Below are 22,380 nucleotides of genomic sequence, written 5' to 3'. Positions count from 1 at the left end.
TCAGCTAATCACTTTTGCCCTGCGTTCAAACAGGTTCAATCGCGCTCGCGACATCGCTCGCTCAAGCACGCTCAAGCACGCTCAAGCGCTCTGCCTCACCACCAGCCGATGCGGCAGCAACACGCCCGGCACGCTCGCGCGCGGATCGGCGAGCCGCTTCAACAACAGGCGCGCGGCCGTCTCGCCGAGCGCGCGCATCGGCTGCGCGATGGTCGTCAGCGGCGGATCGATCTGCGCGGCCAGCGCGATATCGTCGAAACCGACCACGGCGACGTCCTCGGGCACGGCCCAGCCGGTGCCGCGCAAGCCGTTCACGACGCCCACCGCGAGCGTGTCCGAGACCGCGAAGATCGCGTCCGGCTTCGCCGCGCGCGACCCGCGTTGCTGCATGAGCGCGGCGGCGGCCTGCGCGCCCGCGTCGTAATCGAGACAGTTCAGGTTCACGCGCCACGCCTCGCGCGGCTCGATGCCCGCCTCGGCGAGCGCGGCGAGGTAACCGTCGCGGCGCTGCTGCGCATACTGATAGTGATCGTCGGAATTGATCAGCGCGATGCGTCGCCGTCCGCGCGCGATCAGATGGCGCACCGCGTCGCGCGCCGCCGCGAAGTTGTCGATGCCCACGTAAGGCACGCCCGCGGCCGGATCGAACTCGCAGCACGCGACCCACGGCAGCGCCGGTTCGTGCGCGGCGGCGCGGTTGGCCTGCTGCACCGTCGCCGGATCGAGGCAGATCGCACCGTCCGCGCGATGGCGGCGCAGCAGGTCGAAGTAGCCGCGCTCGCGGCCCGCGTCGGCGCCCGTGTCGCAGAGCAGCATGAAATAGCCGTGCTGGCGCGCGACGCTGTCGATGCCGCGCACGATCTCGGCGTAAAACGGGTTGCCGAAGTCCGGCACCATCGTCAGCAGCAGGCGGCTTTCCGCCGTGCGCAGATTGCGCGCGAGTTCGTTGACGCGGTAGCCGCTCGTCTCGATCTCGGCGAGCACGCGCTCGCGCGTGGCGGGCCGCACGTTGGCGTGACCGTTGAGCACGCGCGACACCGTGGCCACCGAAACGCCCGCGCGCCGCGCCACCGACGCGATCGAGCCACCGCGACCTTCGCTGCCGTCGTCGCGCTCACCGTCGACGCGCTCACCATCGACGCCCTCGCCCGCGTCGGCGAGACGCGCCGGATCGGCGTGGGCGGCATGCGGCTGGGCGGGAATCGTCATGGCGATGGCGGTCGAAGGGAGCCGTTCGTGGCCGTGCGTGGGCCGTGCGTGGCCGTCCTGCGTCGGGAAAATGTAATCGATTACATTTTTGATACGCGGACGGCGAAACTTCAAGGCGCACGAAGCCAGGACAAATACTGATCCCGCGCCGGCCGGGCGCTGCCGACGGGCAGACGCCGCCGCAAAGGCCTTTGGTACAATCTCGCGATTGCCTGGCACCGTTTTTCGCGGTGGTCCGCGAGACCCGGTCCGCTCGATCAGCGCCAGGCAGCCTGTCCAAATCCGTATCGAACCCGAACTTCGAACCGAACCATAACGCCGAGTCACCATGAACATCGAACAAGCGCGTTTCAACATGATCGAACAGCAGATTCGCCCCTGGGACGTGCTCGACCAGGACGTGCTGAATCTGCTCTCGATCGTCAAGCGTGAGCATTTCGTCCCCGCGGCCTATGTCGATATCGCGTTCGCCGACCTGGAACTGCCGCTGCCCAATGGCCAGCACATGCTCGCGCCGCGCGTCGAAGCGCGCGTGCTGCAGGAACTCGCGGTGAAGAAGCACGAAAGCGTGCTCGAAATCGGCGCCGGTTCGGGCTACATGGCCGCCCTGCTCGCGCATCGCGCGCAGCAGGTGCTGACGGTGGAAATCGACACGGAACTGGCCGAATTCGCGCGCGCCAACTTCGTGAAGAACGGCGTGCTGAACGCCGAAGTCGCGGTCGGCGACGCCGCGCGCGGCTGGGCCGCGAACGCGCCCTACGACGTGATCTGCGTCTCGGGCGGCCTGCCGGTCGTGCCGCAGGAACTGCTGGAGCAGCTCAAGGTGGGCGGCCGTCTGGCGGCCTTCGTCGGCAGCGCGCCGGTCATGGAAATGCAGATCATCACGCGCATGGACGAAAAGCAGTACCGCATCGCGGGCGTGTTCGAAACTTACGTCGAGCCGCTGCAAAACGCCGTGCAGCCGTCGCGCTTCAAGTTCTAAAATGGTCGCCGGGCCGCGCGTGCGGCCCGTTACCGTATTCGTATTCCGCTGGTTCCGTTTATCTTCCGATTGAGTCTCCCATGCAGATCCTGACCGCCCCCGCCCTCGCCGAATGGCTCGCCGACTCCGCGCGCCCGGCGCCCGTCCTGCTCGACGTGCGCGAGCCGTGGGAGATCGAGACCGCGAAGATCGACGGCAGCATCTCGATCCCGATGGCGCAGATCCCCGCGCGCAGCGAAGAACTCGACGACGACGCGCAGATCGTCTGCATCTGCCATCACGGCGCACGCAGCGCGCAGGTCGCGATGTTCCTCGAATCGCGCGGCCATACGCAGGTGTTCAACCTGCAAGGCGGCATCGACGCGTGGTCGCGTCAGGTCGACCCGAAGGTGCCGACGTACTGATCGCGGCGGGATCGGCGCAAGGCCGGTCCGCTTGACGTCGCTGTCACGCATCGCCAGAAGGGCGCGGCTCATCCCGCGCCCTTTTGAATTTCCGCGCGTGTCTCTCCATCACGCGTAACACCCAGGCCGCCCCGGCCCGCTTCTGTCCATCTCCTTGTCTGCACAACGATGTAGCGCGCGGACAGCCTTCCCTGCTTGTTGAATGCATCGGGCATGCACCCGAGATGCACACGAACACCTCGCCATGCACTGCGCGCGACGCATGCACCGCGACGGTCACCCCGCGCCGCGCACGCGCGCACTGCAACGATGCAGCGCGCCCGAAAGCGCGTCCCCTTGCACCAGATTCGCCCGCAAATCGCGCGCCGCATTCGCAAGCTTGCGTGCGCCCTCATCCGCCGAGGCCCGCGCGACGCTTGCCCGCGCACGCCGGGCGCGTTCCACGCGGGTGCATCGCGCAAAACGCACGCGCTGGCATAGCCTTTGCAGTAACAACCCCGCAAGGCTGGACACACCAACGGGGGCGCGTAATCAGACGCGCCGAGACCCACGACTTCACCCATAGGGGCATCTACATGAAACGTCGCAGTCTGTTGAAACTCGGGACGATGTCGGGCGCACTCGCCGTAGCGGGACGCGTGCCGTTCGCACAAGCTGCCGACACCGGCAGCGGGCCGATCAAGGTCGGCATTCTGCATTCGCTCTCGGGCACGATGGCGATCTCGGAGACGTCGCTCAAAGACACCGCGTTGATGACCATCGCCGACATCAACAAGAACGGCGGCGTGATGGGGCGTCAGATCCAGCCCGTGGTGGTCGACCCCGCATCGAACTGGCCGCTGTTCGCGGAGAAGGCCCGCCAGCTGCTCACCCAGGACAAGGTCGCGTGCGTGTTCGGCTGCTGGACCTCGGTGTCGCGCAAGTCGGTGCTGCCGGTGTTCGAGGAACTGAACGGCCTGCTCTACTACCCGGTGCAGTACGAAGGCGAGGAAATGTCGCGCAACGTGTTCTACACGGGCGCCGCGCCGAACCAGCAGGCGATTCCGGCCGTGGAATATCTGATGAGCGCGGAAGGCGGCGGCGCGAAGCGCTTCTTCCTGCTCGGCACCGACTATGTGTATCCGCGCACGACCAACAAGATCCTGCGCGCCTTCCTGCATTCGAAGGGTGTGCAGGACGCCGATATTCAGGAGGTCTACACGCCGTTCGGTCATAGCGACTATCAGACCATCGTCGCGAACATCAAGACCTTCTCGCAGGGCGGCAAGACCACCGTCGTCTCCACCATCAACGGCGACTCGAACGTGCCGTTCTACAAGGAACTCGGCAACCAGGGCATCAAGGCGACCGACGTGCCCGTGGTCGCGTTCTCGGTGGGCGAAGAGGAACTGCGCGGCATCGATACGAAGCCGCTCGTCGGCCACCTCGCGGCGTGGAATTACTTCATGTCGGTGAAGGGCGGGCAGAACACGAAGTTCAAGGAACAGTTCGAAGCGTGGGTGAAGGCGAACAATCTGCCGGGCGGCAGCAAGCGCGTCACCAACGATCCGATGGAAGCGACCTTCGTCGGCATCCATATGTGGAAGCAGGCGGTCGAAAAGGCCAAGAGCACCGACGTCGACAAGGTGCGCACGGCGATGATCGGCCAGACCGTGGCGGCGCCTTCGGGCTTCACGCTGACGATGGACGGCAACCATCACCTGCACAAGCCGGTGATGATCGGCGAGATTCGCGGCGACGGCCAGTTCAACGTCGTGTGGCGCACCAAGACCGCGATCCGCGCGCAGCCGTGGAGCCCGTTCATCGCCGGCAACGAAGGCAAGCCGGACGTCGTCAGCCAGGACGTGCTACCGAACTTCCTGCGCCGCTCGCGCACGGCCTGATCGCGCGGTCGTCATGCCTGCCACGCGCGGCGCGTCTCCAGCGCCGCGCGCGTTCTGCCCACGGGCCGCCGCGCCAGACGTCGCTTCTCCTGTCGTTCGCGCGGCGCGGCGGCCCGCATCATAAAGACCTCATCATGGCTCTCTCATTCCCGAGGTTCGCCCGCGTGCTCGGCAACGTCACGCTGTGCATGACGTTCTGCGCCGCGTTCGCCACGTCCGCGCATGCGCTCGAAGCCGCCGATGTCGCCCCGCTCGGCGGCGACGACTTCGACGCCAAGGCCGCCGCCGTCGACAAGCTGATCGCCACCCACGACGCCGCCTCGCTCGCGCTGCTCAAGGCGCTCGCCGACGACAACGTCAGCGCCACCGATGCCGGCGAAGTGCTCGTCACCGACGGCGACACCGCGCGCGACGCCGCCACCGGCAAACCGGTCGCCGCCGACGTCGCGTCGAGCGCGCAGCCCATCACGCTGAACAACCTGCTGCGCTCGAAAGTCGCGGGCGCGGTCTCGGGCCTGCAACTCGCCTCGCCCGATCTGGAAACGCGCCGCGCGGCCATCGCAGAGTTGCTGAAGAATCCCGATCCGTCGATGAAGCCGATGATCGACGCCGCGCGCGCGAAGGAAACCGATCCCGCGCTCAAGCGCCGCCTCGACACGCTCTGGGCGATGACCGCGCTGCGCGATCCGAACGCGGCCACGCGTCTCGAAGCGACGAAGCTCGTCGCCGCGCGCCACGACCTCGACATGTATGAACTGCTGCGCCCGCTCGTCGCGAAGAACGCGAGCGGCGCCTTCAACGAACCCGATGCCGAAGTGCGCGCCGTCGCGCAGCAAGGCATCGACGCGCTCGACTCGATCCAGCGCCGCAGCGAAATCGCGGGCACGCTGTTCGCGGGTCTCTCGCTCGGCAGCGTGCTGCTGCTCGCGGCGCTCGGCCTCGCGATCACGTACGGCCTGATCGGCGTGATCAACATGGCGCACGGCGAGTTTCTGATGATCGGCGCGTACGCCACGTATGTCGTGCAGACGCTGTTCCAGCGCTACGCGCCGGGCGCGTTCGACTGGTATCCGCTGCTGGCGATTCCGGCCTCGTTCGTCGCGGCAGCACTCGTGGGCGCCGTGATCGAACGCCTCGTGATCCGCCATCTGTACGGACGTCCGCTGGAGACGCTGCTGACCACCTTCGGCATCAGCCTGATCCTGATTCAAGCCACGCGCATGATCTTCGGCGCGCAGAACGTGCAGGTCGAAAACCCCGCGTGGATGAGCGGCGGCGTGACCGTGATGCAGAACCTGATCCTGCCGTACAACCGCCTCGCGATTCTCGCTTTCGCGCTGATCGTGGTGGGCATCGCGTGGACCGTGCTGACGAAAACGCGCCTCGGCCTGTTCGTGCGCGCCGTCACGCAGAACCGCCGCATGGCCGCCTGCGTGGGCGTGCGCACCGCGCGCGTCGATGCGTGGGCGTTCGCGTTCGGCGCGGGCATCGCCGGACTCGGCGGCTGCGCGCTCTCGCAGATCGGCAACGTCGGCCCGGACCTCGGCCAGAGCTACATCATCGATTCGTTCATGGCCGTGGTGCTCGGCGGCGTGGGCCAGATCGCCGGCACCGTGATCGGCGGCTTCGGGCTCGGGCTCGTCTCGAAGGCCATCGAGCCGTTCTGGGGCGCGGTGCTCGCGAAGATCGCCGTGCTCGTGCTGATCGTCCTCTTTATCCAGAAGCGTCCGCAGGGCCTGTTCGCCCTCAAGGGCCGCAGCGCGGAGGCTTGATCATGACGACCGCCACTTCCACTTCGCCGCGTCCTTCGCTCGCGCCGCACGACGGCAGCGCCGAGACCTTCGCGCTCGGCCTGCCCGCGCGCCCCGCCCTGCTCTCGCGGCGCGCGTGGCTCGCGCTCATCGCGCTGATCATCGTGATGGGCGTGGGCGTGCCGCTGTGCGCGCTGGTGCTGCCGCAATCGAGCGCGCTGCATCTCTCGGCCTACACGATGACGCTCGCGGGCAAGCTCATGTGCTACGCGATCGCCGCGCTCGCGCTCGATCTCGTCTGGGGCTACTGCGGCATCCTGAGTCTCGGCCACGGCCTGTTCTTCGCGCTCGGCGGCTACGCCATCGGCATGTACCTGATGCGCGAGATCGGCCACGACGGCAAGTACGGCAGCGATCTGCCCGACTTCATGGTGTTTCTCGACTGGCACAGCATGCCGTGGTACTGGAGCGGCACGCAGCACCTCGGCTATGCGCTGCTGCTCGTGGTGCTCGTGCCCGCCGTGGTCGCGTGGGTGTTCGGCTTCTTCACGTTCCGCTCGCGCGTGAAGGGCGTGTATCTGTCGATCATCACGCAGGCCATGACCTTCGCGGCGATGCTGCTGTTCTATCGCAACGAGACCGGCTTCGGCGGCAACAACGGCTTCACCGATTTCAAGCGCATCGCGGGCATGCCGATTACGCATCCGGGCACGCGCACGGTGCTGTTCCTGCTGACCTTCGCCACGCTCGTGCTCGCGTTTCTCGCGGCGCGCGCGATCGTCACCTCGAAGCTCGGGCGCGTGGTCACCGCCGTGCGCGACGGCGAAACGCGCCTGATGTTCCTCGGCTACAGCCCGCTCGGCTACAAGCTGTTCATCTGGACCGTCTCGGCAATGTTGTGCGGCATCGCGGGGGCGCTCTACGTGCCGCAGGTCGGCATCATCAATCCGAGCGAAATGTCGCCGGGCAACTCGATCGAAATGGCGATCTGGGTGGCCGTGGGCGGACGCGGCACGCTGATCGGCCCGATCATCGGCGCATTCGCCGTGAACGGCGCGAAGAGTTTCTTCACCGCGTATTTCGCCGAATACTGGCTGTTCTTCCTCGGCCTCATTTTCGTGCTCGTGCCGCTGTTGCTGCCCAACGGCATCATGGGCCTGATCGAACTCGCCGCGCGTCGCCTGAAGCTCGCGGCAGGAGGCAAGCGCTCATGAACGGACACATCATGCTCAACGATCCGCTCAATCACAATCCGTTCGACGAGGAAGGCCTCACGCTCTCGGGCGTCGCCGATATGGGTCACGTGGTCGAGCCCGGCGTGATCGACACCTCGCACGGCACGATCCTGTATCTCGAAGACGTGACCGTGAGCTTCGACGGCTTTCGCGCGCTCAACAAGCTCTCGCTGGAGATCGACTCGGGCGAGTTGCGCTGCGTGATCGGCCCGAACGGCGCGGGCAAGACCACGATGATGGACGTGATCACCGGCAAGACCTCGCCCGATTCGGGCAAGGTATTTCTCGGCCAGACGCTCGACCTCACGCGCATGAACGAACCGGCGATCGCGCGCGTGGGCATCGGCCGCAAGTTCCAGAAGCCGACCGTGTTCGAGCAGCATCCCGTGTGGGAAAACCTCGAACTCGCGATGAAGGCCGACAAGGGCTGGTTCGCCACGCTGCGCGCGCGGCTCGGGCGCGACGCGCAGGCGAAGATCGAACAGACGCTTGAAACGATCCGCCTCGAAAGCGACGCGCGCCGACTCGCGGGCGAGCTTTCGCACGGGCAGAAACAGCGCCTCGAAATCGGCATGTTGCTGATGCAGAAGCCGCAACTGCTGCTGCTCGACGAACCCGCCGCCGGCATGACCGACGACGAGACGATGGAACTCGCCGCGCTGCTCAATCGCCTGCGCGGCAGCTGCTCGATGATGGTGGTCGAGCACGACATGGAATTCGTCGCGGCGCTCGCGGGCGAGACCGGACGCGTGACCGTGATGGCCGAAGGCCGCGTGCTCGCGCACGGCACGCTCGACGAGGTCAAGCGCGACGAGACAGTGATCGAATCGTATCTGGGCCGCTGAGCCGCTTCCACCAAGCCCGACAAGGCATCGACATGCTCACAATCGAATCGCTGAACCAGTATTACGGCGGCAGCCACATCCTGCGCAACGTCTCGATGACGGTGCCCGAAGGCGAACTCACGGTGCTGCTCGGGCGCAACGGCGTGGGCAAGACCACGCTGCTGCGCTGCCTGATGGGCGTGGTGCCGACGAAGAACGGCAGCATCGCGTGGGGCGACACCGCGCTCACGAAAATGCCCACGCATGCGCGCGTGGCGCATGGCCTCGCTTATGTGCCGCAAGGGCGCGATATCTTTCCGCGTCTCACGGTCGAAGAGAATCTGCTGGTGGGCGCGGCGAGCAAGAAGCGCATGCCCAAGGGCGTGCCCGAGCATATCTACACGCTGTTTCCCGTGCTCAAGGACATGAAGGCGCGGCGCGGCGGCGATCTCTCCGGTGGCCAGCAACAGCAACTCGCGATCGGCCGCGCGCTGATGAGCGAACCGCAACTGCTGATTCTCGACGAACCGACCGAAGGCATTCAGCCTTCCATCATTCAGGAGATCGGGCGCACGTTGCGCAGGCTCGTCGAAGAAATGAACCTCACGGTGCTGCTGGTCGAGCAGTATTACGACTTCGCGAAGGCCATCGCCGATCGTTACTGGGTGATGAGCCGTGGCGAGATCGTTGCAGGCGGCGCGGGCGCGCAGATGGATGCGGACGGCGTGCGCGAGCTGATCGCCGTTTAATCGGGAAATCACGCGGATTTTGCACCGGTCGGGACGCGCGGCCCCGCGTGCTATCCTCCACGCCAACTTCCGCACTGGTCCGCACGAAATCCGCATGTCGCTTCACGAAGATCACGCCGCGCTCGCCAACACTACGCTGCGCAACGCCGCGCAACCCGAATGGGCCGCGAAGCTCGAACTCGGTTTCGAGCTGCAAAAGACGTCGCGCACGGCGCTCACGCATCGTCTGCACGTGGGGCCGCTGCGCGTGCAACGTCCGCTCTATCCCGAAGGCGATGCGATCTGCCACGCGGTGATCGTGCATCCGCCAGCAGGCATCGCGGGCGGCGACCGGCTCGATATCGACGTGAACGTCGGCGACGGCGCACACGCCGTGATCACCACGCCGGGCGCGACCAAGTGGTACAAGTCGAACGGCCGCGTCGCGCGCCAGCGCATCAAGGTGCATGTCGGCGACGGTGCGAAGCTCGACTGGCTGCCGCAGAACAATCTCGTCTTCGATGACGCGCACGCGGAGCTGGACTTCGCGCTCACGCTCGGCGCGGGCGCGACGGCCATCGGCTGGGACGCGACGCAACTGGGCCGCCAGGCCGCGGGCGAGCGCTGGTCGGCGGGCATGCTGCGCGCGCTCACGCGCGTCGTGCGCACGGCCACGCCCGACGCGGAAGAACAACTGCTCTGGTTCGAGCGCGCGCTGATCGACGCCGCCGATCCGCTGCGCGACGCGCCGCAAGGTCTCGCGGGTTTTCCGGCATTCGGCGTGCTGTGGGCGATCGGCCCCGCCTGCACCGACGCGCTCGCGCAGGATCTCGCCGCCACGCTGCCCTTCGACGACACGCTGCGCTCGGGCGCGAGCTGCGTCGCGCCGGGCGTGCTGCTCGTGCGCGTGGTAAGCCGCTCGATGGAGCCGCTGCAAACCACGCTCGCGCAATGCTGGACGCAGCTGCGCCCGTTCGTGCACGGCGTGAAGGCCGCGCCGCTGCGTCTCTGGACGACCTGAGCCGCATACTCGTCGCACCATCCTGGCGCGCACTCGCGCGCCTGCGCACAATCTCGCGCCATCGATACGCCAATGCGGTGCACAAAGACCGCATGAATGGTGCATCCACGCTGTCCCCTTCATTGGCACACACCTTGCTGTGAGCTTGCATCGAATCGTGCGCGCCGCGCGCGAGGCAGCAAGCTGTCCGTAACGTGGCTCCCGTAAGCTGAACGCACGCACCACGCCAGCCGACTTGCCCCAACCGAACCAGAACGATGAAGCTCACGCCACGCGAGAAAGACAAGCTCCTGATCTTCACCGCCGCGCTGCTCGCCGAACGGCGCCGCGCACGCGGCCTCAAGCTCAACTACCCGGAAGCCGTGGCGTTCATCAGCGCCGCGCTGATGGAAGCCGCCCGCGACGGCAAGACCGTCGCCGAGGTCATGCACTACGGCACCACGCTGCTCACGCGCGACGACGTGATGGACGGCGTGCCCGAGATGATCCCCGATATCCAGGTCGAAGCGACCTTCCCCGACGGCACCAAGCTCGTCACCGTCCACCATCCGATTCCCTGAAGGACGCGCCCATGATCCCCGGCGAAATGCTGATCGACGACGGCGAAATCGAACTCAACGCGGGCCGCGAAACGGTCAGCGTGACGGTCGCGAACACGGGCGACCGCCCGGTACAGATCGGCTCGCACTACCACTTCTACGAAGTCAACGAAGCGCTCACGTTCGAGCGCGAAGCCGCGCGCGGCTTCCGCCTGAACATCGCGGCGGGCACGGCCGTGCGTTTCGAGCCCGGCCAGGAGCGCACCGTCGAACTCGTCGCGCTCGCGGGCGAGCGCGCGGTCTACGGCTTCAACGGCAAGGTGATGGGCCCGCTCTGACGCGGCGCGCCTCACGACGCCTCGAATTCATCAGGAATCCGATATGACATTGAAGATCGGCCGCCGCGCCTACGCGGAGATGTTCGGCCCCACGACCGGCGACCGCGTGCGTCTCGCCGACACCGAACTGCTCATCGAGATCGAGCGCGACTACACCGTCTATGGCGACGAAGTGAAGTTCGGCGGCGGCAAGGTGATCCGCGACGGCATGGGCCAGTCGCAGCGCCTGCACGCCGAAGTCGCCGACACGGTCGTGACCAACGCCGTGATCATCGATCACTGGGGCATCGTGAAGGCCGACATCGGCATCAAGGACGGCCGCGTCTGGCGCATCGGCAAGGCGGGCAATCCCGACGTGCAGCCGGGCGTGACGATTCCGATCGGCGCTTCGACCGAAGTGATCGCGGGCGAAGGCCAGATCGTCACGGCGGGCGGCATCGACACGCACATCCACTTCATCAGCCCGCAGCAGATCGACGAAGCGCTCGCGAGCGGCGTGACGACGATGCTCGGCGGCGGCACTGGCCCCGCGACGGGCACCAACGCCACGACCTGCACGCCGGGCCCGTGGCACATGGAACGCATGCTCCAGGCCGCCGACGGCTGGCCGATCAACCTCGGCTTTCTCGGCAAGGGCAACGTGAGCCTGCCCGCGCCCGCCGAGGAACAGATCGCCGCCGGCGCGATCGGCCTGAAGCTGCACGAGGACTGGGGCTCGACGCCCGCAGCCATCGACAACTGCCTGAGCGTGGCCGACGACACCGACACCCAGGTGGCGATCCACACCGACACGCTCAACGAATCGGGCTTCGTGGAAGCGACCGTGGGCGCGTTCAAGGGCCGCACGATCCATACGTATCACACCGAAGGCGCGGGCGGCGGTCACGCGCCCGACATCATCAAGGTGTGCGGCGAAGCGAACGTGCTGCCCTCCTCGACCAATCCCACGCGCCCGTACACCGTCAACACGCTCGACGAACACCTCGACATGCTGATGGTCTGCCATCACCTCGATCCGTCGATTGCCGAAGATATCGCGTTCGCCGAATCGCGCATCCGCCGCGAGACCATCGCCGCCGAAGACATCCTGCACGATCTCGGCGCGCTGTCGATGCTTTCTTCGGATTCCCAGGCAATGGGCCGCGTGGGCGAAGTCATCATCCGCACGTGGCAGACCGCGCACAAGATGAAGGTGCAGCGCGGCGCGCTGCCCCAAGACAACGCGCGCAACGACAACTTCCGCGTCAAGCGCTACGTCGCGAAGTACACGATCAATCCGGCGCTCACGCACGGCATCGCGCACGAAGTGGGCTCGATCGAGCCGGGCAAATGGGCCGACCTGGTGTTCTGGGACCCGGCGTTCTTCGGCATCAAGCCTTCGCTGATTCTCAAGGGCGGCATGATCGCGCTCGCGCAGATGGGCGACCCGAATGCGTCGATTCCGACGCCCCAGCCGGTGCATTATCGCGAGATGTTCGGCACGCGCGGACGCGCACTCACGCAGACCTCGCTGACCTTCGTTTCGCAACTCTCGCTCGACAAAGGCATCGTCGATCGTTATGGTCTGCAAAAGCGCGTGGTCGCGGTGCGCAACTGCCGGAGCGTGACGAAGGCCGACATGATCCACAATGCATGGCAGCCGTCGATCAGCGTCGATCCCGAAACCTACCAGGTGGTCGCGGACGGCCAGTTGCTCACCTGCGAACCCGCCACGGTGCTGCCGATGGCGCAGCGGTATTTTCTGTTCTGATCTGTTCGGGTTACGCGAACAGATACGACGAAGTTTGAAGTATTACTATGCGCACGATCGACAAACGACTCAACGCGAAGCTCGCACCGGTACTGGTCAAGCGCGCGCCCACCCTCACGCTCGCCTACGACGAGCGCTGCAAGAGCCGCCTCGCGGCGAGACTCGACACGGGCGAGGACGTTGGCGTGGTGCTGCCGCGCGGCACGGTGCTGCGCGACGGTGACATGCTGGTCGCCGACGACGGCGGCCTCGTGCGCGTGATCGCGGCGGCGCAGAACGTGCTGCGCGTGCGCGCGCACGACCGCCTCACGCTCACGCGCGCGGCGTATCACCTGGGCAATCGCCATACGCCCGTGGAAGTGGGCGTCGACGAACTGAAGCTCGAAGCCGACCCCGTGCTCGAAGACATGCTCAAGCGCCTCGGCGCGCAGGTCGAGCGCGCGGAACTGCCGTTCCAGCCCGAGTCGGGCGCGTATGGCGGCGGTCATCGGCATGGTCACGACGCGACCTTCGCCGAAGACTACGCGCTCGCGCAGCGCGTGTACGGCGAGCATCACGGGCACGATCATGCACACGATCATGGTCATGATCACGGGCACGATCACGGGCACGATCACGCGCACGATCACAGCCATGATCACGGCGACGATCACGATCATGATCACGACCACGATCACGAATGCGGCCACGACCACGGTCATTGCGACGGCCACGCGCACGACCACAGCCATGAACATCGCTGAACTCACCGCGCTGCTGCATCTCGCGTCGCCGGCGCTGCCGATCGGCGCGTTCAGCTATTCGCAGGGACTTGAAGCGGCCATCGACGCCAAGCTCGTCGAGACCGCCGACGACGCCGCGCACTGGATCGCCCACGGCCTCGCCAACGTACTCGCGCCCGGCGAACTGCCGTTCCTCGCGCATCAGCTCGAACGCTGGCGCTCGCACGACGACGATGCAACTCAAGCGCTGATCGACGCCAACGCCGAATTCATCGCGAGCCGCGAATCGGCGGAACTGCGCCGCGAGACCGCGCAGATGGGCTGGTCGCTGCGCCAGCTCTGTGCGCAGCTCGAATGGGGCGACGCCGCGCGCCGCGCCACGCTCGAGCGCATGACGCCGATCGCACAACCCACGGCGTTCGCCTTCGCGGCCTACGCGCACGAGGCGTCCACGGATGCAACGCTCGCCGCCTACGCGTTCAGCTGGGTCGAGAACCAGACCGCCGCCGCGCTCAAGGCGGTGCCGCTCGGTCAGGTCGCGGGACAGCGCATCGTCGTCGCGCTGCGGCCTGCAATCGCCGACGCCGTGGCACGCGCGCTCGCCACGCCGCCCGACTCGCTCAACACGTTCGCGCCGCAGCTCGGCATTCTGAGCGCGCGCCATGAATCGCAATACTCGCGGCTGTTCCGTTCCTGAGCGCCGCGCTTTACGTTACTTCGCGTTAGCCACTCACCCATGAATTCGCCCAATAATTCGTCCAATAAGCGCACCAAGAAACTGCCGCCGCTGCGCGTCGGCGTCGGCGGCCCGGTTGGCTCCGGCAAGACCACGCTGCTCGAAATGCTCTGCAAGGCGATGCGCGAGCGCTACGACCTCGTCGCCATCACCAACGACATCTACACGAAGGAAGATCAGCGCCTGCTGACCGTCGCGGGCGCCCTGCCCGCCGAGCGCATCATGGGCGTGGAAACGGGCGGCTGCCCGCACACGGCGATCCGCGAGGATGCGTCGATCAACCTCGAAGCCGTCGACCAGATGCTCACGCGCTTTCCCGATGCGGACATCGTCTTCATCGAGTCGGGCGGCGACAATCTCGCGGCCACCTTCAGCCCGGAACTGTCCGACCTGACGATCTACGTGATCGACGTGGCGGGCGGCGAGAAGATTCCGCGCAAGGGCGGCCCCGGCATCACGAAGTCGGATCTGCTGGTGATCAACAAGACCGATCTCGCGCCGCTCGTGGGCGCGAATCTCGACATCATGGCCTCCGACGCGCAGAAGATGCGCGGCGAGCGGCCGTTCGTGATGTGCAATCTGAAGGCGCTCGACGGCCTCGATCAGGTGATCGGCTTCATCGAGAAGAAGGGATTGCTGATTGGCTGAGCGACGTTGAACGACTCGCGATGCACGCCGCGCGGCGCGCATCGTGAGAACGTCGTTCAGATTCAGAGATCGACCGTCGTGGCCGAGGCGCGCTCGGGCAACAGCGTCGTGAGCACGTCGACCGTGCGCGCGGTCGCGCCGCGATGGCGCGATGCGAAGGCCGCCGCCGCCGCGCCCATCGTCACGCGGCGCGATTTGTCCTCGAAGAGTTCGCGCAAGGCGCGCGCGAGATCGGCCGGATCCTGCACTTGCAGCGCCGCGCCCGCCGCCACGGCATCGGCGGTGGCCTGCGTGAAATTGAACACGTGCGGGCCGATCAGCACGGGCGTACCCACCGCGCAGGCTTCGATCAGATTCTGCCCGCCCAGCGGCAGCAAACTCCCGCCGATAAACGCGACATCGGCGGCCGCGTAATACGCGCCCATCTCGCCCATCGAATCGCCGAGCAGCACGTTCACGTCCTGCGGCAAGGCTTGCACGTCCGCGTGCGCGGCGTTGGTGGACGCCGGCGCCCACTGCGAGCGCCGTTCGAGCTTCAGATTCTTGCGCGTGACCAGCGCGGCCACTTCGTCGAAACGCTGCGGATGACGCGGCACGAGAATCAGCAAGGCATCGGGCACGTTGAGCGCCGCGAACGCCTGCAGCACGAGTTCTTCTTCACCCTCGCGCGTGCTCGCCGCCACCCACACCGGACGCGCGCCGATCGCGCGGTGCCAGTCGCGTCCGCGCGCGATGAGCGCAGGCGGGCTCGCCATATCGAACTTCAGGTTGCCGAGCACGGCCACGTTGCGCGCGCCGAGCGCGGTGAGGCGTTCGGCATCCGCCGGACTCTGCGCGAGCACACGCGTGATGCCGCCGAACACCTCGCGCGCGCCCGCGCCGAACTTCGCCGCGCGCTTGAACGAACGCGCCGACATGCGCGCGTTCGTGAGCACGAGCGGCACGTCGGCGCGCTTGCATTCGTCGATGAGCGTGGGCCAGACCTCGGTTTCCATCACGAGACCGAGCGACGGCCGCCACGTGCGCAGAAAACGCCGCACCGCGTGCGGCATGTCGTACGGCAGATAGCAGCGCAGCACGCGATCGCCGAACAGCTGCTCGCCTTGCGCGCGCCCGCCCGGCGTCATGTGCGTGAGCAGGATGCGCGCGTCGGGACGCGCCGCCAGCAGCGCGTCGATGAGCGGCTGCGCCGCGCGCGTCTCGCCGACCGAGACCGCATGCACCCAGATCAGCGGCGTGTCGTCCTCGGGCAAGCGTCCGGCCGCATAGCCGAAGCGCTCGCACACGTGTTCGCGATAGCCGCGCTCGCGCCGCGAGCGGATGAACAGGCGCAGCACCGCGAGCGGCGCGATCAGCCACCAGGCCGCGCGATAAACCGCCCTCAGCATCGGGCCTCCGCGATCGCAGCCACTGCGCGGACGAACGCGCGAGGCGCGGCGGCGGCGCGGACAACCCGCGCGCCCGAGTCCCTGCTCGAATCGAAGATCAAACCAGTTCCTTACCCTTGAGACGTTCGAGAATGCCGAGCGGCGCCCACTCCGGGTGCACCATGCCCTTCGCCGGCAGGAAGAAGGTCTGTTCCATCATGAACTGGCCGGACATCACCGCGTGCGAAGTGTGATCGGAGAAACACACCCAGACGCTGCCCGGCGGAAAGTTGATGGTCTGCTGCGGGCTCGACTTCTGATAGTCGAGATCGGCCTTCATGCCGTCGTGCAGATTGAGCATCAGATGGTCGTACTCGCTGCGCGGCGACTTGGTGATGTGCAGCAGATTCTGCAGCCACGCCGAGCCCGGAAACTGCGGCTTGATGTTCGGCAGGAAGCGCTTGGCCATGTCCTCGAACGGCTCGCCCACGCGCCACACGCGCGGCACGCCGTTCGGGTTCACGTTGGTGAAGACGCGCAGAATGCGCTCGCCGTAGTTCGGGCGCGACGGGAACGCATCGACGTGCAGACGCGAATCGTCCTTGCGCCACGAGGTCTCGCGCGTTTCCACCTGATGCAGACGCAGGCTCGTGGGCGCCACGCGCAGCTTGCCCGTGTACTCGGGAAAGAGGCCGTCGACGAGCGAACGCGCGCACGCCTGATAACGCGCGATCAGCGCGCGCACGGCCGACTGCGTGACCGTGTCGCCGAGCACGCCGTGCAGCGCGCCGCCGTTCGGATCGAGACTGATGTTCTTGCGCTTCGGGTCGGCGATGGCCGGATCGAGCAGCGCGCGCTCGCCGCCTTCGATCGCGAATTCGAGCTTCGGAAAGTACAGCACCTTGCCCTGCTCGACCGCATCGAGCAGCGTCTCTCGCGGCATCGCGAGACCTTTGCCCTGCCAGTCGGCGGAAGTAATTTCGATGATCTGGGATTCTTTCATGGTCGCCCCTGCAAGCGATTGGATCTGGTTGCCCGGCCTGTGCGTCGCGCGCGCGGCGCGTGATATCGGCGAGATCGGCGAAATCAACGACATCCGCGACGTTCACGGCCCGGCCCGAAGTGGCGCGCGGCGGGCATTGCCTTGCCGCACGCGCCGCTCCTTATACCCCGCGGGCCGCACGGCGCGCTTTGATGCGACGCAGTCTGTCAGAGATTGCCTGTCGAGCCGTTTGCCCGGCAGGCGCCTCGCGCCGTCACAGCAGCCCGAAGCCGGCCAGCGCGGCCTTGACCTGCGCGAGCGTGGGCGGCTGCCCCGCAGTGCCGAGATTGACGACGTTCGGCGACCAATAGCCGCCGGTGCGCCAGGCGGTCGCGAAATTGTACAACTCGACGGTCGGCCGCTTCAGCGCCGCCGCGATGTGGACGAGCCCCGTGTCCACGCCGACCGTGGCCGCCGCGCCGTCGATCAGGCCGACCACGGCGGGCAGCGAGAGCTTCGGCGGCACGATGGCCGCCTCGCCGAACTCGCGCGCGAGGCGCTCGCTGGTCGCACGCTCGGCGTCGCTGCCCCAGGGCAGCACGAGCGACGCGCCGCGGCGCACCAGCGCCTGACCGAGCTCGATCCAGTGGGCGTCCGGCCATTGCTTGTCGGCGCGCGAGGTCGCGTGCACGAACACCACGTACGGCACCGGCAGATTCAGGCCGACGCCCGCGAGCGCCTGCGCGGCGCGGTAGGTGTCGAGGCCGAAGTCGATCTCGTCGCTGGGCTGCGGTGCGGGCAGATCGAGCGCCGCCGCGACCAGTTGGCGCGTGCGCTCGACGACGTGCGTGCGCGGCTCGATGCGGATCGAGCGGTCATAGAAGAAGCGCACCGGCCATTCGTAGCCCGCGCCGTCCGTGCGATTGCCGAGCCCGACGAGCGGCCCGCGCGCCCAGCTCGCGACCCACGCGGTCTTGATGAGACCCTGGCAGTCGATCACGAGGTCGTACTTTTCGGCGGCGAGCGCGCGGCGGAACGCGCCGATCTCGCGCCAGTTGGCGCCCGACAGCAGGCGCTTGCGCCAGCGCCGCAGCGAAAACGGGATCGGCCGGCGCACGCCCTGCACGAGCTCGACGAGCGACTGAAAGCTTTCTTCGACGAGCCAGTCAATCTGCGCGTCGGGATACCGCCGCCGGATATCGGCGATGGCGGGCATGTTGTGGACGACGTCGCCAAGCGACGACACGCGCACGATGAGGATCTTTTGCACGCTCAAGGCAGGAAGGGCGGACAGGTTGAAAGGTCCGCAATTTTAGCGCGCCGGCGGGCTTGGGCGAGAACTGGCGTGAATTGGGGGGGGAAAGTGCGTGTTTTCGAAGGGCGCGGTGGGAGGGATGGGTTGTGGTGCCAGATCGCGAGATGGGTGAGGCGCGGAGCGGCTTCGTCGCGCCTCTTGGGTTCCTAACGAGCGATTTCGGCGGTTTTTAGCCAGGCTTCGAGCGGGGGCTTGCCGGGGCTGGAAAAGCGGATTCGGGCCCAGTCGGGGCCTTCGGTTTCCAGCACGGCGACGTGGTCGCCCCGAATCAGATAGCCGTGGCGGATGCTGCCCACGGATGGTCTTTCGTAGAGCCACGCCCTGTCGGCGCGGACGGTCCATGAAGGCTCATTTTGCTGCTGCCGGGAAGGTGCCGGGGTCGCCTTGGCCGGTATCGGCGGCACCGTGGCGGCATGCACCCCGGGTTGGGCATCGATTTGCGCGTAATACCGTGCGTTGGCTGCGTTGGGCGGGTCACACGCTTTCAGGTTCTCCAGACCGAGCGCGGTGTGCAGAAACGGACTGATGTCCTTGCTGTGAGCGGTTGAGAATTGCATCCAGATATCGCGCGCTGAGGGTTTTGCGACCGACGCCATCGCTTGCGAATCGGGACCGGCCGAATCCAATATGCTCTGCCAGATTTCCTGCCTGGCATCCCAATGACCACCGCAGATCGCACCGGTGTCGTTCCGTGCCACGCAACCTGTCTGCGTGTCGAGGATCGGGCAGGATTGGCGGCTTTCTATTTGCGGCTTCTGGTCGGCAACTTGCACGACGCCATTTCTCATCAGATCGAGAACGAGGTATCGGCCTCCGGGCGACAGCGCACGATCTCCAGGCGCGGAAAAGATGACGCCGCCGTCCTTTGTAAGCGCCTCGTCGGATAGCAGAGGAATTGCATGTCCATTGGCTTGCTGAAAAGTCAGGCGCGTCCAACCTGCTCCGAACTTTTTGGCAAGCGGCGGTGAAACTGGCGCGGAGAAGACCAGCCGCGAGTGATTTGGGAAATCAATTACCTGATTTTCTGCAGACGTCGCGCTGAGCGAAAAAACCGCGCTTGCAATGAGCGCGATGCTAGAGACGAGTTTGTGAATTTTCATCCGGAAGGTGAAGTGAATTCGTATTACAGCAGTCACGGCAGCGTCTTCACGGCGGGTGGATACTCAAATGTGCCGGCGTTCTCGACAACAATAGGTGTAGTCGGATGAAACGCGTTCAATGCAAACAGAAGGCCCACATTGCCCGCCGCCACATGCGGCCATGTGCATCTCACGTCAGCGATCTTCGCAAGTTTGTAAAGGCGGCGGGCTCCCAGGAACGGCTAGCGAGCAATAGCGCAACGCCGCGTCTTTCCGTGAGTGAAGCTTTCGACGATGACTCGTGGAGCGCCGCGAGGCGCACCTTCAGGCGGTCAAGTTCAGCACGCAACTGCCGATAAGCCGATTCGGTCAGCATGCCGTGCCCAAAATTTAGCCCATCGAACTCGCTTTCATTGAAGTTGCCCGCGAGAAAATCGGGCAACAGCGTCGACTGAAAAAACGCGCGAATTGGGCCGTTGCTGATCCAGGCGAAATCGCGTGCGAGCAGTAGCCGGATCCGATTGCCCGGAAGAAGCCGAAGGATTCCCATTCGATCGAGCGTCAGCACGTGCTTTAGACATTCGGCTTCGGTAACCGAGTAGGTCGCAACAACGTCGTCAATCGACCAGTGGTTGATGACGCAGACGGTAACGAGCAACAGCCTTTCGTTCCCGACCAGCGTGTGTTCCTGCTGACGCGTAAGTTCGCGCAGGCGGGGCACTACGGCATCGGACGCTTCTATCAGCTCGACAGGCGTCATTCCGAGCAGTTCAGCGATGCGCTCCAGATGTTCCAGGCTCAATCGCTTGCTCGCAAATAGACGCTTCACACTCGGCTCGGAGAGTTCCAGCACGCGGCCGACATCGCGATATGTTAGCTGCCTCGTCCGCAGCAATTGTTTGATCAACGGAATTAGCTGGTGAGCAAGCGCCATAAAGGTATCAAAAAATGACCCGAATGGTCACATTTTATGTGGCATTTCAACAGAAGGTCGCAACTTTCGCGCTATCCGTGCATGATTGATCTCATGCCGAAACGGTTCAAGACGCATTCAGCAACGTCAAAGGGCACCGTACTCGTCACTCTCGGCTGATCTGGATTGGCAATATTTCCGGGTAGGCCACGGTTCGACGCGTCGCCCCGGGCCATCTTCCCGTAAGGCGCCGTTTCTTGCCTTTGATACAAACATTTGACTAATCATGAGCGAAACATCGGACATGCAGGAAACGAAAGAAATTGAAGCCTCCGCGGCTCGCCATCAATCACGTTTCTGGGCGAAATTCATTGGCTTCACCGCCCTAGGCGCGATTCTCGCTATCGCGGCTGTAGCAGGTTCATCTTCCGTGTATTGCGACGGTCTCGGCGAAACCGTGTTCTGGACAATTCTCTTGAGCGTGATGCCCGTCGCAGTGTTGGCCCTCGAGCCTTCCACGGTTCTATGGCCGCTCGCTGGCTATCTGGTCGCCGTGTTTCTTATTGCGCGATATACGAAACTTCGCCCCACCGCGTTGAATTTCGGCATCGCTTTTATCGCCGCCTACGCACTGGGTGCCGGCGCGGCCCAGGTACTCGGCTGGACACACGGAGTCTGCCGCCTCGTTTAATGCGTGTGCCACGCGACGTTCCGAAAATCGGAATATGCATCGACAAAGGAAGAAGACCCGCAAGCCACCTGCCCCTCAACCATCGAGCGCGCCGAAACGGCCTGACACCTGACACGTCCATTCACATCGCTTCGTCGAGCTCTACGACGCGCCAAACGGCTCACCAAACGACAGGAATCTGTAGCGCCGCCCTGCCCGACTCTCGATATAGGGTTTCGGGCGCGCCCTGAAGGGTGACGGTTATTGGCGGCGCCATCGGAAAACGCCCGAGAAGCATCGCAATTCGCACTTTTCAGGGAGACTTCCTACGATGAGCGCCACTGCGGTTACTCCTTATTCTGCATTGCCCGGATGCGCCGCGGCCCGTGGCAGGATGCCTTTGTCCGCTATTGTCCAAGAGTTCTCGCTTCATCCTGGCGCGTACGCTTGTCACTCGTTAAGGACGTGCATTCCGGCAAACTCGGCGCCTCGCGGCAGCGGCGCGCAAGGCGCGCGGCACGCATACTCTGGTCCGCGCTCCTTTTGCATTCTTCGTAAGCATATCCGGTCGTTATCGTTGCACATTCTGGCAGATAACGGCGCGCGTCTACGCGTTCGTCGTCGAGGATTTTTTCATTCGCCAGCTTTACGCAGTTCGCCGGATTGGACGCGCTGGCACACCGCTGTTTGATGATCTGATCATCTAGCAACTGCTCATTCCAGTCACGCCTGTCACCTCGCGACGGATACATATCCCATGGCTCCTTCCGTGAAATCGGATCATGAGGGCCCGGGTAGTTCGCAGCACGAGGCCCGAGTTCGGAAACCACCACGCGCACGGTGCCGTTTGCAAGAAAGTGCACCCAGAGGTTGCCGCCGTCTTCCGAATAGGGATCGACCGCAACATCGGCTTGATAGGTGCTCCCCTTATCGTGTTGCCAATCCCTGACGTCCCACACTACATGCACCATCAGCCCTGGACGCCACTTGACTGGCAGGGGCGGTGCCGGCACACCGGCATTGCCGTTGCCGGCTTGCTGGCCAGCCGCGCCGTTGACCCAGAAATCGGTGACGCTCAGGTTGTCCGCCAGGTGGTCAATCCCGCCCATGGAATAGCCAAACGTCTCTTCCTTGCCAAACGAGTGTCCAGCTGTGAACGCGAGCAGCAATACAGTGCCGAGCGCCAGAAGCCATGTGCGGCTTTTCCGAAATATCATTGTTTTGTATTGCGCAGTAGAGAGCGAGGATTCGCTGTATCTTGCCTTCCTGCTGCATGGGTCAATG

General features: G+C 65.4%; 22 protein-coding genes. 15 read left to right on the top strand and 7 right to left on the bottom strand.

Annotation, left to right across the window (positions count from 1 at the left end; all coding sequences use genetic code 11):
* Nucleotides 1-81: 81 nt before the first annotated feature.
* Entirely contained in the window at nucleotides 82-1,209 is a 1,128-nt protein-coding gene (locus U4Y88_RS09920; RefSeq protein WP_321783679.1) for a LacI family DNA-binding transcriptional regulator, read from the bottom strand.
* 328 nt (nucleotides 1,210-1,537) lie between these two features.
* On the opposite strand from U4Y88_RS09920, the gene U4Y88_RS09915 reads away from it, so the two are divergent.
* The 14 genes from U4Y88_RS09915 (at nucleotide 1,538) to ureG (ending at nucleotide 14,770) form a co-directional block, all read left to right on the top strand.
* Nucleotides 1,538-2,191, top strand: a complete 654-nt coding sequence (locus tag U4Y88_RS09915; RefSeq protein WP_224013985.1) for a protein-L-isoaspartate O-methyltransferase family protein — start codon at nucleotides 1,538-1,540, stop codon at nucleotides 2,189-2,191.
* Nucleotides 2,192-2,271: 80 nt separating this feature from the next.
* Nucleotides 2,272-2,595 carry a rhodanese-like domain-containing protein gene (locus U4Y88_RS09910; protein WP_065057301.1) on the top strand — a complete coding sequence of 108 codons (324 nt, stop codon included), beginning with the start codon at nucleotides 2,272-2,274 and terminating at the stop codon, nucleotides 2,593-2,595.
* A gap of 575 nt (nucleotides 2,596-3,170) precedes the next feature.
* Complete coding sequence (urtA, locus tag U4Y88_RS09905) at nucleotides 3,171-4,478, top strand: urea ABC transporter substrate-binding protein (protein ID WP_224013987.1); 1,308 nt, start codon at nucleotides 3,171-3,173, stop codon at nucleotides 4,476-4,478.
* 188 nt (nucleotides 4,479-4,666) lie between these two features.
* Complete coding sequence (urtB, locus tag U4Y88_RS09900) at nucleotides 4,667-6,250, top strand: urea ABC transporter permease subunit UrtB (RefSeq protein WP_321783891.1); 1,584 nt, start codon at nucleotides 4,667-4,669, stop codon at nucleotides 6,248-6,250.
* 2 nt (nucleotides 6,251-6,252) lie between these two features.
* On the top strand, nucleotides 6,253-7,443 hold the full coding sequence (urtC, locus tag U4Y88_RS09895) for an urea ABC transporter permease subunit UrtC (RefSeq protein ID WP_310630256.1): 1,191 nt from the start codon (nucleotides 6,253-6,255) through the stop codon (nucleotides 7,441-7,443).
* A gap of 11 nt (nucleotides 7,444-7,454) precedes the next feature.
* The gene (gene urtD, locus U4Y88_RS09890) at nucleotides 7,455-8,309 is read left to right on the top strand and encodes an urea ABC transporter ATP-binding protein UrtD (RefSeq protein WP_224014077.1); all 855 of its coding nucleotides are present in this window, start codon (nucleotides 7,455-7,457) and stop codon (nucleotides 8,307-8,309) included.
* A 32-nt stretch (nucleotides 8,310-8,341) separates the two neighbouring features.
* Nucleotides 8,342-9,037, top strand: coding sequence for an urea ABC transporter ATP-binding subunit UrtE (urtE, locus tag U4Y88_RS09885; protein WP_224013991.1), 696 nt, complete (start codon nucleotides 8,342-8,344; stop codon nucleotides 9,035-9,037).
* 94 nt (nucleotides 9,038-9,131) lie between these two features.
* Nucleotides 9,132-10,037, top strand: a complete 906-nt coding sequence (locus U4Y88_RS09880; protein ID WP_321783677.1) for an urease accessory protein UreD — start codon at nucleotides 9,132-9,134, stop codon at nucleotides 10,035-10,037.
* A 257-nt stretch (nucleotides 10,038-10,294) separates the two neighbouring features.
* Nucleotides 10,295-10,597: an urease subunit gamma gene (gene ureA, locus U4Y88_RS09875; RefSeq protein WP_065057295.1), complete on the top strand. Its 303-nt coding sequence runs from the start codon at nucleotides 10,295-10,297 to the stop codon at nucleotides 10,595-10,597.
* An 11-nt stretch (nucleotides 10,598-10,608) separates the two neighbouring features.
* Complete coding sequence (locus tag U4Y88_RS09870) at nucleotides 10,609-10,914, top strand: urease subunit beta (protein ID WP_321783675.1); 306 nt, start codon at nucleotides 10,609-10,611, stop codon at nucleotides 10,912-10,914.
* 43 nt (nucleotides 10,915-10,957) lie between these two features.
* The gene (gene ureC / locus U4Y88_RS09865; protein WP_310630253.1) at nucleotides 10,958-12,664 is read left to right on the top strand and encodes an urease subunit alpha; all 1,707 of its coding nucleotides are present in this window, start codon (nucleotides 10,958-10,960) and stop codon (nucleotides 12,662-12,664) included.
* 47 nt (nucleotides 12,665-12,711) lie between these two features.
* Nucleotides 12,712-13,407: an urease accessory protein UreE gene (gene ureE / locus U4Y88_RS09860; RefSeq protein WP_321783673.1), complete on the top strand. Its 696-nt coding sequence runs from the start codon at nucleotides 12,712-12,714 to the stop codon at nucleotides 13,405-13,407.
* A complete protein-coding gene (locus tag U4Y88_RS09855; protein WP_321783889.1) occupies nucleotides 13,394-14,083 on the top strand; it encodes an urease accessory protein UreF in 690 nt (229 codons plus the stop codon). The genes ureE and U4Y88_RS09855 overlap by 14 nt, the downstream gene beginning before the upstream one ends.
* 39 nt (nucleotides 14,084-14,122) lie before the next feature.
* Nucleotides 14,123-14,770, top strand: a complete 648-nt coding sequence (gene ureG / locus U4Y88_RS09850; protein ID WP_321783671.1) for an urease accessory protein UreG — start codon at nucleotides 14,123-14,125, stop codon at nucleotides 14,768-14,770.
* Nucleotides 14,771-14,832: 62 nt separating this feature from the next.
* Here ureG and waaA read toward each other — a convergent pair whose 3' ends face one another.
* From waaA to U4Y88_RS09825, 5 genes are all read right to left on the bottom strand, one after another.
* Nucleotides 14,833-16,158, bottom strand: coding sequence for a lipid IV(A) 3-deoxy-D-manno-octulosonic acid transferase (gene waaA / locus U4Y88_RS09845; protein WP_321783669.1), 1,326 nt, complete (start codon nucleotides 16,156-16,158; stop codon nucleotides 14,833-14,835).
* Between the two features lie 97 nt (nucleotides 16,159-16,255).
* Nucleotides 16,256-17,140 carry a Kdo hydroxylase family protein gene (locus U4Y88_RS09840; protein ID WP_321783667.1) on the bottom strand — a complete coding sequence of 295 codons (885 nt, stop codon included), beginning with the start codon at nucleotides 17,138-17,140 and terminating at the stop codon, nucleotides 16,256-16,258.
* Nucleotides 17,141-17,393: 253 nt separating this feature from the next.
* A complete protein-coding gene (waaC, locus tag U4Y88_RS09835; RefSeq protein WP_321783665.1) occupies nucleotides 17,394-18,395 on the bottom strand; it encodes a lipopolysaccharide heptosyltransferase I in 1,002 nt (333 codons plus the stop codon).
* Between the two features lie 185 nt (nucleotides 18,396-18,580).
* Nucleotides 18,581-19,570, bottom strand: coding sequence for a hypothetical protein (locus U4Y88_RS09830; protein ID WP_321783663.1), 990 nt, complete (start codon nucleotides 19,568-19,570; stop codon nucleotides 18,581-18,583).
* Nucleotides 19,571-19,703: 133 nt separating this feature from the next.
* Nucleotides 19,704-20,447: a helix-turn-helix transcriptional regulator gene (locus tag U4Y88_RS09825; protein ID WP_321783661.1), complete on the bottom strand. Its 744-nt coding sequence runs from the start codon at nucleotides 20,445-20,447 to the stop codon at nucleotides 19,704-19,706.
* Between the two features lie 265 nt (nucleotides 20,448-20,712).
* Between U4Y88_RS09825 and U4Y88_RS09820 the strand changes: the two genes are divergently transcribed.
* On the top strand, nucleotides 20,713-21,117 hold the full coding sequence (locus U4Y88_RS09820) for a hypothetical protein (RefSeq protein ID WP_321783659.1): 405 nt from the start codon (nucleotides 20,713-20,715) through the stop codon (nucleotides 21,115-21,117).
* Between the two features lie 386 nt (nucleotides 21,118-21,503).
* On the opposite strand, the gene U4Y88_RS09815 is transcribed toward U4Y88_RS09820, so the two are convergent.
* Complete coding sequence (locus U4Y88_RS09815; RefSeq protein WP_321783657.1) at nucleotides 21,504-22,313, bottom strand: DUF3304 domain-containing protein; 810 nt, start codon at nucleotides 22,311-22,313, stop codon at nucleotides 21,504-21,506.
* Nucleotides 22,314-22,380: the final 67 nt, after the last annotated feature.

The organism is Paraburkholderia sp. J94, assembly GCF_905220285.1.
Classification (GTDB): Bacteria; Pseudomonadota; Gammaproteobacteria; order Burkholderiales; family Burkholderiaceae; genus Paraburkholderia; species Paraburkholderia tropica_A.
This window is presented reverse-complemented; position numbering and strand designations above follow the sequence as displayed.

Bases quoted from the DNA above. Each gene is read 5' to 3' on its own strand.
- U4Y88_RS09920 (WP_321783679.1), bottom strand. From the start codon at position 1,209: ATGACGATTCCCGCCCAGCCGCATGCCGCCCACGCCGATCCGGCGCGT.
- U4Y88_RS09915 (WP_224013985.1), top strand. From the start codon at position 1,538: ATGAACATCGAACAAGCGCGTTTCAACATGATCGAACAGCAGATTCGC.
- U4Y88_RS09910 (WP_065057301.1), top strand. From the start codon at position 2,272: ATGCAGATCCTGACCGCCCCCGCCCTCGCCGAATGGCTCGCCGACTCC.
- urtA (WP_224013987.1), top strand. From the start codon at position 3,171: ATGAAACGTCGCAGTCTGTTGAAACTCGGGACGATGTCGGGCGCACTC.
- urtB (WP_321783891.1), top strand. From the start codon at position 4,667: ATGACGTTCTGCGCCGCGTTCGCCACGTCCGCGCATGCGCTCGAAGCC.
- urtC (WP_310630256.1), top strand. From the start codon at position 6,253: ATGACGACCGCCACTTCCACTTCGCCGCGTCCTTCGCTCGCGCCGCAC.
- urtD (WP_224014077.1), top strand. From the start codon at position 7,455: ATGCTCAACGATCCGCTCAATCACAATCCGTTCGACGAGGAAGGCCTC.
- urtE (WP_224013991.1), top strand. From the start codon at position 8,342: ATGCTCACAATCGAATCGCTGAACCAGTATTACGGCGGCAGCCACATC.
- U4Y88_RS09880 (WP_321783677.1), top strand. From the start codon at position 9,132: ATGTCGCTTCACGAAGATCACGCCGCGCTCGCCAACACTACGCTGCGC.
- ureA (WP_065057295.1), top strand. From the start codon at position 10,295: ATGAAGCTCACGCCACGCGAGAAAGACAAGCTCCTGATCTTCACCGCC.
- U4Y88_RS09870 (WP_321783675.1), top strand. From the start codon at position 10,609: ATGATCCCCGGCGAAATGCTGATCGACGACGGCGAAATCGAACTCAAC.
- ureC (WP_310630253.1), top strand. From the start codon at position 10,958: ATGACATTGAAGATCGGCCGCCGCGCCTACGCGGAGATGTTCGGCCCC.
- ureE (WP_321783673.1), top strand. From the start codon at position 12,712: ATGCGCACGATCGACAAACGACTCAACGCGAAGCTCGCACCGGTACTG.
- U4Y88_RS09855 (WP_321783889.1), top strand. From the start codon at position 13,394: ATGAACATCGCTGAACTCACCGCGCTGCTGCATCTCGCGTCGCCGGCG.
- ureG (WP_321783671.1), top strand. From the start codon at position 14,123: ATGAATTCGCCCAATAATTCGTCCAATAAGCGCACCAAGAAACTGCCG.
- waaA (WP_321783669.1), bottom strand. From the start codon at position 16,158: ATGCTGAGGGCGGTTTATCGCGCGGCCTGGTGGCTGATCGCGCCGCTC.
- U4Y88_RS09840 (WP_321783667.1), bottom strand. From the start codon at position 17,140: ATGAAAGAATCCCAGATCATCGAAATTACTTCCGCCGACTGGCAGGGC.
- U4Y88_RS09825 (WP_321783661.1), bottom strand. From the start codon at position 20,447: ATGGCGCTTGCTCACCAGCTAATTCCGTTGATCAAACAATTGCTGCGG.
- U4Y88_RS09820 (WP_321783659.1), top strand. From the start codon at position 20,713: ATGAGCGAAACATCGGACATGCAGGAAACGAAAGAAATTGAAGCCTCC.
- U4Y88_RS09815 (WP_321783657.1), bottom strand. From the start codon at position 22,313: ATGATATTTCGGAAAAGCCGCACATGGCTTCTGGCGCTCGGCACTGTA.